Below are 11,336 nucleotides of genomic sequence, written 5' to 3'. Positions count from 1 at the left end.
CTTGGTAGATGTTGGTTTAGACAACTTCATTTTACCAAAGGATTGGGTGTTTTTCGCGTTTTTTGACCAAATTCCCCAGTTAAATCAAGGGATTCTCGTGTTTTTCAAGGTGCGAAAGTTGAGTTAATAGTTTAATAGATCACACCTTAGTTGTCCAAATTCATTAGGGGGCTTATAGGATCTGTGCACACAAATGTTTACCACTTAGCTTGTTTTTTCAGTTCCTTCTGTAACAAAATCAATAAACACTGGCGATCTCATAAAACCTTTCCTTGTCCAGTTCCTAAATTTTACTTTAGCTTTGATCAATGGTTCCAGTCGAACAATATCCTCTGTTTCTTCAACGATCAACTGACGACTCACTTCAGAAAAGGCTTTTTGATGTTTTGGAGGAACACCAAGTTCAATCACACCAACTGGACGACCATTAATCTCGGCTAACCAACCAAACTCATCTTTTCGGTACCCTGCGATCTCCACTGTTTCATACTTGTAATTTATCGTTTTTAGCCATGCCTTTGAACGTTTGCCCTCGTACTTGCTGTCCTTACGTTTGGCTACAATACCTTCCAAGTCATGTCGCTGTATAGCTTCAAACAATGCCTTCCTTTCACCGTCCACATATCGGATGACACTATAAAAGGCATTTTCTTCTACAACATCACTTAGAAACTTTTTCCTTTCCATTACATCCAGAGAGCGCAAATCCTCTCCATCATAATGGAGTATATCAAAAGCCACAAACTGTACAACAGGACCGCTACCGCCCTGAAAACGCCTCATAACAAGTTCAAAATCAAGCTTGCCCTTTTCCCTATCTAAAACCACAACCTCCCCGTCAAGTATGATGTCTTTGCTATCTAACGCCGGAATATTAGGAAGTTCTGGGTACTTATGAGTGCAATTGTTACTGTGCCGAGTATAAAGCCGAACTATGTCTCCTATTTTTGGGACTAAAAGCCTGTGCCCATCAAATTTCGGTTCAAAGAGATATTTAACGTCACTGAAAGGTTTATCTGAAGTTTCACATAACATAGGTTCCAAGAACATATGCTACACCTACCTTACCATAATTATAAACGGTAAGATAGGTAAATTAGACTAGGAAATAAAGGTAAAATTTACTTAGGTATTGCTATATTGATGGGCTAATCACCTATTCAAAGTTCTAACCCTGACTGCATCCAAAAGTTATACTTTCCCGGGCAAGCGCACGAATTGACATAAATAGATAATTTAAAAGAAATGGTATGTCGATTTTTTCATATTCCTTCTCACAGCGGATACCCTTGCCTTCAAGCGATAGGCGCTCGCCAGCCCTCGTTCGGGACTTTTATCCTATAGTAACGCACCCATGCCGGGCGTACATAAAATAGGCGCTCAACGGTGTTTGCTCCGCTGGCTTCAGCACGACCGTGTTCCCGGCGGCGATCGCCGGTCCCACTTTATGGGCCACCAGGTTCATCGGAAAGTTAAAGGGCGTGATGGCACTTATTACCCCAAGCGGTTCGTGCACCGTATACGCAACTCTTCCTTCCCCACCCGGCGCCGCATCCAAAGGAATCGTTTCCCCGTGGATCCGTTTCGCTTCTTCCGCGGCAAACTTGTACGTTTGGATCGTGCGGGCCACTTCGCCTTACGCCGTCGTAAATCGGTTTGGCGGCTTCCGTGGCGATGATGTGCGCTGCTTCATCTTCCAGTTCTTTCAGCAAAGCCACGAGCCTTTCTAAAATCACCGCTCGTTCATGCGCCGGCATCTTCGCCATGGTCTCCCTCGGGCGGTAAGCGGCTTCGATCGCGCGATCCACTTCCTCGACTGTTGCTTGCGGGACTTCGGCGATCGGTTCCCCGGAATACCGAGAGGAAAGGGGGAAGTAGTTTTCCCCTTCTACCCACTCTCCCCCCGATGAACAACTTCCTCTTCATGCAAAACGCCTCCCGTGTTTGTTATCTTGATGCGTGGCAATCACGCTTTGACGAGGTCCGCAAACACTTCTTCCAACACGTCCAAACCTTCCTGCAATTGCTCGTCGGTGATCACGAGCGGGCTGAGGATACGGATGACGTTTCCGTAGAGACCCGATCCTAAGATGATCAGACCGCGTCGGTTACACTCCTGAACGATCCGTCCCGCCAGCTCCTTATGCGGTTCTTTTGTTTCCGGATCTTTTACGAGCTCGAGGGCGCACATTGCTCCAAGCCCTCTAACGTCGCCAATCACCGGATATTTTTCCTGCATCTTTTTGAAGCGTTCGAGGATCTGCCTGCCGATCGCATTCGCCCGCTCGACGAGGCCGTCCTCTTCCATCATTTCGATCACTTTCAACGCCGCCACGCAACCGAGCGGGCTTCCGCCGTAGGTGCCGCCGATCTCTCCCGGGTTCGGCGCATCCATGATCTCCGCCCTGCCGGTCACAGCGCTGATCGGCAATCCGGCCGCAATCGATTTCGACATCGTCATCAAATCCGGAACGACGTCAAAATGTTCCATCGCAAACATTTTCCCCGTGCGCCCGAAACCGGTCTGCACCTCGTCAGCGATGAAGAGGATGCCGTACTTTTCGCAAATCCGCTTCACGCCTTGCACGAAGGTTTTCGACGGTACGATGAATCCCCCTTCCCCTTGCACCGGTTCCATGATGATCGCCGCTACTTCTTCCGCAGGTACTTCGGCGAGGAAGAAATCTTCCAAACGGCGCAAAAGCTCCTGATCGAGCTCCTCGGGGGTCATCCCTTTGGGAGCGCGATAATAATAAGGATACGGCATTTTGTACGTATCCGGAGCGAAAGGACCGAATCCGAACTTGTACGGTTTCACCTTGCTCGTCAGCGACATCGCCAGTAGCGTGCGGCCGTGAAACCCTCTTTCGAAGGAAATGATCGCTTTTCTTCCTGTATATTTGCGGGCGATTTTCACCGCGTTTTCCACCGCTTCCGCTCCGCTGTTCAGGAAAAACGTTTTCTTCGCGTGCGTGCCGTGCGTAATCTCATTCAATTTTTCCGCCAATCGCACATACGGTTCGTACATCATCACGTGGAAACAAGGATGAATGTATTGCTCGATCTGCGCTTTTAACGCCTTCACGACTTTCGGCGGGCAGTGGCCGGCGTTCAACATGCCGATCGCTCCCGCGAAATCGATGAAGGTGTTTCCATCGACGTCCGTCAACAAAGCTCCTTCTCCCTTTTGCGCAAAGGATGGGACCGTATTAAACGGCCCCCGGGGGACGTTTTTTTCTTTTCTTACCAACAGTTCCTTCGCTTTCGGACCGGGGATTTCCGTGTTTAAGCGAATAAACTTTCTTTGCACATTCTGCATTTAAACGTTCCTCCTTCATCAATAAAGATTTCATATGAAAAACCGATTTGCAAAGCAATGTTTTAAATGGACAAGAACTGCAGCGAACTTAAGCGAAGCTTCCCGACTCCGTTACAGGAACTTCTGAATGATGAGAAGCCTTCCGAGATGTCAAACTCTAAACTGTAATAGCACAGACAGACAAAAAGTAATGAGAACAGCGCGAATTTGGTTGTACACGTCAGCATTGCTGGTTCCAAACATATGTTTGTGGTTAAGTGCTGCTTCATCCATTTGAAAACGAGTTCATTACCAGCAAATGCGATACAAATCATGATTTCTTGCGTGCTCCGTTCCAAATAAATTCGTGAGAATAATGACATTCTTTTCCTTCACGATGCACCATTTTCAATCAACGGTAATGGGTGTTTCAGCAGATAGGTGTATTGGTTCTTGAGTAACATGATGGCTTCTTGTTTTATAAGATAGTCGGGCGCCCATGCCGAATACACCATAAATCTATCGTTCTTAATCACATACTAATGCTCGAAAGGATTGACATCAATGAAAGTAAACTTCTGCAACAAAAACAGTGAAGTCATTTGTATGATTCAGCCTTTAACAGTGACAAAAAAAGAAATTGTCACTGGCTTTCAAACATTTGAAGCGATAACTGAATATGAAAACAGCAGAAAGGCAAAATTTGACCATTGGAAGTTTTCACAATACGATCTGTCTATAACCCTAACATAACAAAGAAGTAGCCCCAGATCACTACAGCTATAATGACAAATGTTATGGCGATGATTAAAGTGGATTGATATTCCTTTTTCAGTTTGTTCAAGCCGTTGGGCTGAGCTAAAATCTGTTCAATGGTTATTTTAGCAAGACTTGTTTGTTTCATGTGTTTATAATAGTTCAGCTCGTGCTCTGTCGGTTTGGTCACTATAGCGGTGACAATGAGAGAAACTACAGAAATGGCGACGGCAATCATGAGCGCATCAATGTGAACCGGTAATGTGATGATACCCCGACTGGCCAATTCGGAGATGGAAATAAAGCTGGTCACACCTGCCACCATGCTGACGATGGCTGCTTTGCTGTTCATTCGCTTCCATTCCAAGCCGGCCACAATCGTAGGCAACCAGCCCACAGCAAAAATCGCTCCGGCATAGATGGAAATCCAGTAAATGGCTGAAGGACGCATAATAGCAATAATGCATACCACGATGGCCACAATCACTTGGGCATAACGGCCTACTCGCAGGCTTTCTGCTTCCGTTAGTTTGTTTTGAAATAAATTTTCATACAGGTCCCTTGCCAAAGCGAAACCAGTTAACACAAACAAAGTGGATGCCGTTGACATAATGGAAGCCATCAGGGCAGCCAGGCCAACCCCTCCCAAGACAGGAGGGACATAATCCAAAAACGCAACGACCATGACACGGTCAGTTGGTGTAATACCTGGCTGCAAGACTTGCATGGCTCCTGCAGCAATAAACACAAGCACTTGCATAAAGGGGGCAAAGAAGACACCAATAACGGCTGCTTTTAAGAGTACAAAATCATTTTTGGCCGGGAAAACTCTTGACACCAGTGCCGGAATACATGTGAAGAACAAAATCCAGACCAAAAATTGAGAGATAGACCAACCCAGAGGTCTTTGTTCAGCTCCTCCCAGTGTCCAATAAAAAGGAATAGTATCAGCTAATGCTTTCATTTGGGCAAATCCAGACTGTCCGATAATCATGGGGGCAATAATAACTGATATAGCCAACATGTTAAAAAACATCAGTGTGTCCGTTACCACAACGCCATACATGCCACCTAATGCACAGAAGATAAGTAGTGCAATGGTAAACAGCACAATCAGCATCGGAAAGGAAATATTCGTAATTTCAGCCAGAACAAGCCCCGCTCCGATTAATTGGATCACTCCATAACCTAACAACCCGATAATCATGATAATGACAGCAATTGTACTAACCGCTTTATTTTTAAAACGCTGCTCAAAAAAATCAGGCATGGTTCGGCAGCCTAAGGCTTTCATCTTCCGGCCAACGTAGATCACAGCCAGCAAGGTGCCAATCCAGGCCCCGAAAGAACCCAGAGTGGCAATTACCAGTGGACCTTCGGCATAAGAAATCCCTGCAATCCCCAACAAGGTAACCGCACTCAGATATGTGGCTGCCAATGTCCCCACAATTAAGAGCGTCGATCCTCTTTCACCCATAATGTAAAAATCATCTTTACTTTTGACATAGCGGGCAATCAAACCACCTACAATCATATAAAACGCTAAAAAGATAGCAAATATTAGATTAGTCATCCCTTAAATTTCCCCCTTATTGATGAAAGTGAGTCTGAGAAGGTTTGTCCTCAGTCGATTGTGTCAGATCAGATTGCTCTTGTTCCAGGCGTTTAATTACAGGCAAGTATTGTTTCCTTAGAATCCAAATGACAATCACTGCTGAAAGAACGGTGGTTAAAGTAGCATTAAAGAACAACAGGAAGACATCGAAATTCATGGTATTCACCCCTCTTTAAAACCTCTTACCTAAGTTTTTTCTCCCTAAGTTCTAACCCCGCACCAATCGAGAATAAAAGCTGCATATGTTTTGGTAACCTGCTTCACACTGTTGAGATCCACCCATTCGTTGGCACCATGCATATTGGCCCCTATCGGCCCGTAACAGGTGGCCGGAATGTTATAGTATAAATGATAGAAACGGATATCAGTGGTAGCGGTAGCAGACATATAAGTCAGTCTGTTTCCTGTCGATTTTTCATGTGCCTTTTCCAAGATTTTGAATAGTTCTAAATTTTGGTTGAGAGAAACTCCCTCGGCATGAAAACCGTAAAAGCTAATTTCTGGCTCCACCTTACGCAACCACTCGTCTTGCCTGGCGGCTTGAAGTAACCATCTCTTGACGTCATCCTTCACCTGTTGGGGATCGATTCCCGGATAGAAACCGATTCGAGCTTCAAATGTACATTCTGCAGGTACATTGGATGGCCAATCTCCAGAACGTATCACTCCGACATTTACGTTCAAAGGATGCTCATGATCCTGAAAGTCGGGGTGCTTGGGAAGATTGTTGATATACGCCCGGTATTGTTTAAGTGCCTCAATTAATACATAGGCCTTTTCGATGGCATTCACAGCCCTATCGGCTCTTTCCACATGGGCACCCAATCCCTTCACTTTGACCCGGACCCATATCACGCCCACTTGTGCCTTCAACGCTCGAGGGCCAAATGGTTCGGGAATGAGTGCCCCTTCAGCTTTATAACCCTTCTCCAGAGTAGCCAGTGTTCCATTTCCCGTACACTCCTCTTCAATGACTGTTTTGAGGAGAAGGTCGGCCCCTAATTCCACTCCAGCCTGTTGAATGGCTTTTACCGCATAAATAAAGGCGGCAATCCCAGACTTCATATCCATAATCCCCCGTCCATACATCCGCTCTCCCTCGATGGTTGAGCCCCAGGGATCGTAATCCCACAGTGAGACCGGTTCCGGGCTCACCACATCCACATGACCTTGCAATATCAGGCTTTTACCGGTTTTCGGCCCCTGTGCCCGCCATTTCCCCACAACTACAGGCCGGTTGGCATAAGACCATTCAACCGGTGAATAGCCGGGATGGGTCGCCAACTGTTTGGGATCCGGTATGAATTGATCCACCTCCAAATGCAGTTCACGGGCGAAATAGTCGGCTAAAAAGCGCTGAATGGCTGTTTCATTGCCAAGGGTGCTGGGATATCGCCCCAGCCTTTGCAGGAAAGCCACTTCCTCTTCCCATAGGTCATCCACTGCGCGAAAGACACGTTCAACCACTGACGCGGATGTTTGACCGCTCATCTGTTTCACTTCCTTCCCATAAATGTGTATTTTTCATCGATCAGTCACCTCGATGCTGGGCGAGTTGGTGGGTAACATACAACAGGACATTGGCTCCTTTTTCGATATCTTCCATCAGCGTCAATTCTTCCGGACAATGACTTTTGCCGTTGATACTGGGCACGAAAATCATCCCCGCCGGTGCGATGGCATTGATATATTTGGCATCATGCCCGGCGCCGCTCACTATTCGCCGAGCGGAATAACCATACTGTTCAGCCCCTTGCATGACAAGGTCCACAATCTCCTGGGCAAAATGGGTCGATTCCGTTTCCCACAAATTATTAATTTCAATGTCCACGCCCGCCATTACCGCGATGGTGCTGATTTTTTCCTGGACCAGATGGACCGTTTGCCGACGGGTAGCATCATCAAAATGGCGGATATCCACAGAGAAAACCACCTGGCCCGGCACACAATTCACCACATTCGGCTCCACGGCCAACCGGCCCACCGTGGTAGTGACCCCACTTCCAACTTCATCAGCCACCTGTTCAATGGCCGTAATCATTTTAGCTGCCGCCACCAACGCATCTTTACGCATGGACATAGGGGTGGGCCCGGCATGATCCGCTTCACCCGTCACCCGGACCTCCAGCCAAGTCATGCCTTGAATGCCTTCCACCGCTCCAATCGACACCTGTTCTCTATGCAATACCGATCCTTGTTCCACATGTAATTCAATGAAGCAATAAATCTGTTTGGCCCGGTTCTCTTTTTTGCCGGCATAACCAATGCGTGCCAATTCATCTTTGAACCGTCTGCCCTGGCGGTCCTCTCTGTTGAAAACATACTGTTCATCAAAGATATTGGCTAGACCGCCGGAACCAAGCATCGGCGGTTCAAAGCGAGCCCCTTCTTCATTGGTAAAGTTAACAATTTCGATGGGCCGCTCGGTCTCAATGTTGTGTTCATTGAGAACACGGATCACTTCCAATGCGCTTAATACGCCTAGTACACCATCATATTGCCCCCCTTGGGGCTGCGTATCTAGGTGGGAGCCGATCATCACCGGTGAGGAATCAGGATTCCTGCCCGGTCGCCGGCCGTAAATATTGCCGAAATCATCCACCCGCACCTGTAATTGCTCTTCTTTCAGCCAAGTGACAAACAGATCGCGCATCGCTTTGTCTTCATTACTTAAAGCCAGCCGGCATAATCCGCCGTTGGGCAGTCTCCCAATCTTTGAACTAGCAGCCAAGGTTTGCTTCAATCTTTTCAAATTTACTTTTAACAGAGAATGGTTCATCACCGATTGTCCCTTCCTTAGAAGTTTATTTTTAAATTTTTGACGAAGTCAACTGACCCTCTCACTTCTATAATTGCAAATGTCATGCCAAAAAATGATGAACCATCTTGACCAAAATTACTGTTTTTTATAGATCTTTTCACTTAATCGATTTAAGATGATCCTCCCTCTTGTCCTGTTTTGATTCTTTTTCGTTTCAATTATTTCGTTTTCGACTCAGTTTTAAGTCTCTAACTCTAACAATTGATTCGGAATAGACCCAAAAAATTCAATTATGATAATATTTATGGTAAGGGGGTTGTTTAGTGAAAAACAAGGACATTTTAAAAGAGATCCATTTCTTTGATATCTTAAATTCAATGGCGGATGGTATTTATATCACTAATGCTAAAGGTATTACCCTCTGGTTAAATAATGCCAGTGAAAAAATCATCGGCAAACCCCGTTCGGAATTGATCGGGAGAAGCGTGTATCAACTGGAGAAAGAAGGTATCTTTTCTCCCTCGGTAACCAGGTTAACTTTAGAAAAGAAAAAGATGGTCAGCACCGTCCAAACCTGCAATAACGGACGGAAATATCTGGTGTCTGGCCATTTGATCAAAAACGAAGAGGGGGCCATCGATTTGGTGGTGGCCCACTCCCGGGATATCACCGAGATTGTCCGGGCCAGTTCGCAACTGGAAGAGATAGAGGCCTTATTACAGAAATACAGCCAGGAAATTCGCAAATTAAAACTGAACCGTCACGAACATCCCTCCACCCCCATCTTCATCGGCCACAGCAAGGCGTCCAAAGAGTTAATGGCACTGTGCGAGCAAGTTGCTAAAGTGGACACCACGATATTGATTACCGGGGAGACCGGGGTAGGCAAGAATGTCATTGCCCAATATATCCATAATCTGAGTTACCGCCACCAGCTCCCCTTTGTCCATATCAACTGCGCCGCCATCCCGGAATCCTTGCTGGAATCGGAACTGTTCGGTTATAAAAAAGGGGCCTTTACAGGAGCCGATGGCACGGGAAAAAAAGGATTAGTGGAGGCTGCCCACCGAGGCACACTGTTTCTGGATGAAATCAGCGAGCTGCCTTTGCACCTGCAACCCAAACTGCTGCAACTCTTGCAAGATAAAACATATATGCCCATCGGCAGCACCCGGTTACACCGGGCGGATGTCCGCATTATCGCTGCCACCAACCGCAATTTGGGGGAGATGGTGCAAGAAGGACGGTTCCGCTCTGATCTCTATTACCGCTTAAATATATTGCCCGTCCATATCCCGCCCTTACGCCAGCGCAAAGAGGATATCATCCCCTTACTCCATCACTTTTTAAAAAAATATAACCAGAAGTATGGCCTGCGCCGCACCTTTGCACCGGAAGCGCTGGACGCATTGGTGGACTATGACTGGCCGGGCAACATCCGAGAATTGGAAAACCTGGTAGAACGCTTGGTGATTACGGCTCAAAATGATGAAATCATGGTCGATGACCTACACGGGAAGATCAACACTGTATTGGTGTCCAGCTCAGTATCACTGGGGAAAGGAGAAACCTTGCCGGACAAACTGGCCCGCATCGAAAAAGAGATCATACAGCAGGTCCTGCGTCGGCACCGCTCCACCCGCAAAGCCGCCAGGGTCTTGGGGATCTCACAATCTGCTTTGATGAGACGGATAAAAAAATATCATATCAACCACTTAAAAAAGCCCTGGACACCGTATCCCAGAAATTTTGCATCTGCCTACAGTCAGAAGAGAGATGGGCCATGATGGCAACAATAAGACGACCTCTGGATCGACAAAGACATGCTCTACAGCTTATTTCAGAATACGATAGATATTGTTTCAAACATGGCAGTGTCTTGAAAACGACGAACATAATTTTTTACAAAGATTGAGAGTGCGGAATTTTTTCTGCTAAATCGTAACCTAACCATCGATATGCCACATTCGTTTCTATCTCCTTGATCGTTTGACGCATGGACCTATCCCGAAAATTTAAGTCCATGAAAAAACCGCAAAAAAGCTAGGGGATGTTAACACCAGCAGATTGGTATTTGCTGGAACGAGTCATGTTAATGCACCTGTTGGTTGCTGTTTCGATTAACTACGCTGTTTGATTTGACGGCTCTACCATGACCTTAAACCCTAGTGTTTCCAACTTCCGAATCCCTTGTCTGGAGACTTGATGGCGCTTTTATGCCTTTCTCTTCTGACTTTCCATTTTCCTATTAGCCACAATACAATTCCCACGTAAACCACAACAAGAGAAAAGGAATCGAAGCTGTTTCCCTTCACCCACTCGACAAAAACGGCGAAAATAAAAGCCAAAAAACAAATATACGACAAAATCACAAGGGTAAATCCACGTACGTAATACCCGGTTCATTCGGTGCTCTTCCTTATTTTTGATGGTTATTTTTTCAATTTCGACACATATTCTCTTGTTCCTTCTTTTTACAAAAGAAATTTACAATCATAGTGAATAGATCGAGTAGGAGGGGGTGACTAACCCCCGTCTCCGGGTAGAGAGGCCACCCAATTGGTGGCCCGAACCCCCACAGAACCCGGCGTGCAGATTTCCCGCACCGGGCTCTTCAGAAATGGATTCACAGTATGACGTACAATTTCAATTCCTTATAAGGGATTGAAATTCTCGGACGCACAATAGGAAACCAGGATTTGATTTGGGCATATCTCTCCCATGTCACATAACCTTTCCTGCTACGGCTGCATAACATTTTGTGCCAATATTTATCTGTTGCTTGGTACACCTTGTAGAGTGACTTTAAATTTCCTGCCATCCCATAATAATTGTAGTGCCCTCGCAACATCTGATTAATCTTCTCAACCTGCTCAAGGATCAGCCAATGGCGAATCAAACGCAAT

At 46.2% G+C, this 11,336-nt stretch carries 7 protein-coding genes and 3 pseudogenes; 1 reads left to right on the top strand and 9 read right to left on the bottom strand.

What is annotated here, in order from left to right:
* Nucleotides 1-204 precede the first annotated feature (204 nt).
* The 7 genes and pseudogenes from IEW48_RS15425 to IEW48_RS15390 form a co-directional block, all read right to left on the bottom strand.
* Nucleotides 205-1,050, bottom strand: a complete 846-nt coding sequence (locus IEW48_RS15425) for an ATP-dependent DNA ligase (RefSeq protein WP_188624539.1) — start codon at nucleotides 1,048-1,050, stop codon at nucleotides 205-207.
* A 316-nt stretch (nucleotides 1,051-1,366) separates the two neighbouring features.
* Nucleotides 1,367-1,901: pseudogene (locus tag IEW48_RS17240) on the bottom strand (aldehyde dehydrogenase family protein); the annotation flags it as partial.
* A 65-nt stretch (nucleotides 1,902-1,966) separates the two neighbouring features.
* Entirely contained in the window at nucleotides 1,967-3,319 is a 1,353-nt protein-coding gene (gabT, locus tag IEW48_RS15410) for a 4-aminobutyrate--2-oxoglutarate transaminase (RefSeq protein WP_188624537.1), read from the bottom strand.
* Nucleotides 3,320-4,034: 715 nt separating this feature from the next.
* Entirely contained in the window at nucleotides 4,035-5,627 is a 1,593-nt protein-coding gene (locus IEW48_RS15405) for a sodium:solute symporter family protein (protein WP_188624536.1), read from the bottom strand.
* A gap of 16 nt (nucleotides 5,628-5,643) precedes the next feature.
* On the bottom strand, nucleotides 5,644-5,826 hold the full coding sequence (locus IEW48_RS15400) for a hypothetical protein (protein WP_188624535.1): 183 nt from the start codon (nucleotides 5,824-5,826) through the stop codon (nucleotides 5,644-5,646).
* A gap of 44 nt (nucleotides 5,827-5,870) precedes the next feature.
* Nucleotides 5,871-7,160 carry an ArgE/DapE family deacylase gene (locus tag IEW48_RS15395; RefSeq protein ID WP_188624534.1) on the bottom strand — a complete coding sequence of 430 codons (1,290 nt, stop codon included), beginning with the start codon at nucleotides 7,158-7,160 and terminating at the stop codon, nucleotides 5,871-5,873.
* Nucleotides 7,161-7,200: 40 nt separating this feature from the next.
* Nucleotides 7,201-8,448 carry a Zn-dependent hydrolase gene (locus IEW48_RS15390; RefSeq protein ID WP_188624541.1) on the bottom strand — a complete coding sequence of 416 codons (1,248 nt, stop codon included), beginning with the start codon at nucleotides 8,446-8,448 and terminating at the stop codon, nucleotides 7,201-7,203.
* 305 nt (nucleotides 8,449-8,753) lie between these two features.
* On the opposite strand from IEW48_RS15390, the gene IEW48_RS15385 reads away from it, so the two are divergent.
* Complete coding sequence (locus tag IEW48_RS15385; protein WP_268236583.1) at nucleotides 8,754-10,217, top strand: sigma-54 interaction domain-containing protein; 1,464 nt, start codon at nucleotides 8,754-8,756, stop codon at nucleotides 10,215-10,217.
* A 68-nt stretch (nucleotides 10,218-10,285) separates the two neighbouring features.
* Here IEW48_RS15385 and IEW48_RS15380 read toward each other — a convergent pair.
* Nucleotides 10,286-10,443, bottom strand: a pseudogene (locus IEW48_RS15380) (transposase); the annotation flags it as partial.
* A 613-nt stretch (nucleotides 10,444-11,056) separates the two neighbouring features.
* A pseudogene (locus IEW48_RS15375) lies at nucleotides 11,057-11,336 on the bottom strand (group II intron reverse transcriptase/maturase); the annotation flags it as partial.

It is taken from the genome of Caldalkalibacillus thermarum, from assembly GCF_014644735.1.
Taxonomy (GTDB): domain Bacteria; phylum Bacillota; class Bacilli; order Caldalkalibacillales; family Caldalkalibacillaceae; genus Caldalkalibacillus; species Caldalkalibacillus thermarum.
This window is presented reverse-complemented; position numbering and strand designations above follow the sequence as displayed.

Coding starts and splice junctions, on each gene's coding strand:
- IEW48_RS15400 (WP_188624535.1), bottom strand. CDS start 5,826: ATGAATTTCGATGTCTTCCTGTTGTTCTTTAATGCTACTTTAACCACC.
- IEW48_RS15425 (WP_188624539.1), bottom strand. CDS start 1,050: ATGTTCTTGGAACCTATGTTATGTGAAACTTCAGATAAACCTTTCAGT.
- IEW48_RS15395 (WP_188624534.1), bottom strand. CDS start 7,160: ATGAGCGGTCAAACATCCGCGTCAGTGGTTGAACGTGTCTTTCGCGCA.
- IEW48_RS15405 (WP_188624536.1), bottom strand. CDS start 5,627: ATGACTAATCTAATATTTGCTATCTTTTTAGCGTTTTATATGATTGTA.
- gabT (WP_188624537.1), bottom strand. CDS start 3,319: ATGCAGAATGTGCAAAGAAAGTTTATTCGCTTAAACACGGAAATCCCC.
- IEW48_RS15390 (WP_188624541.1), bottom strand. CDS start 8,448: ATGAACCATTCTCTGTTAAAAGTAAATTTGAAAAGATTGAAGCAAACC.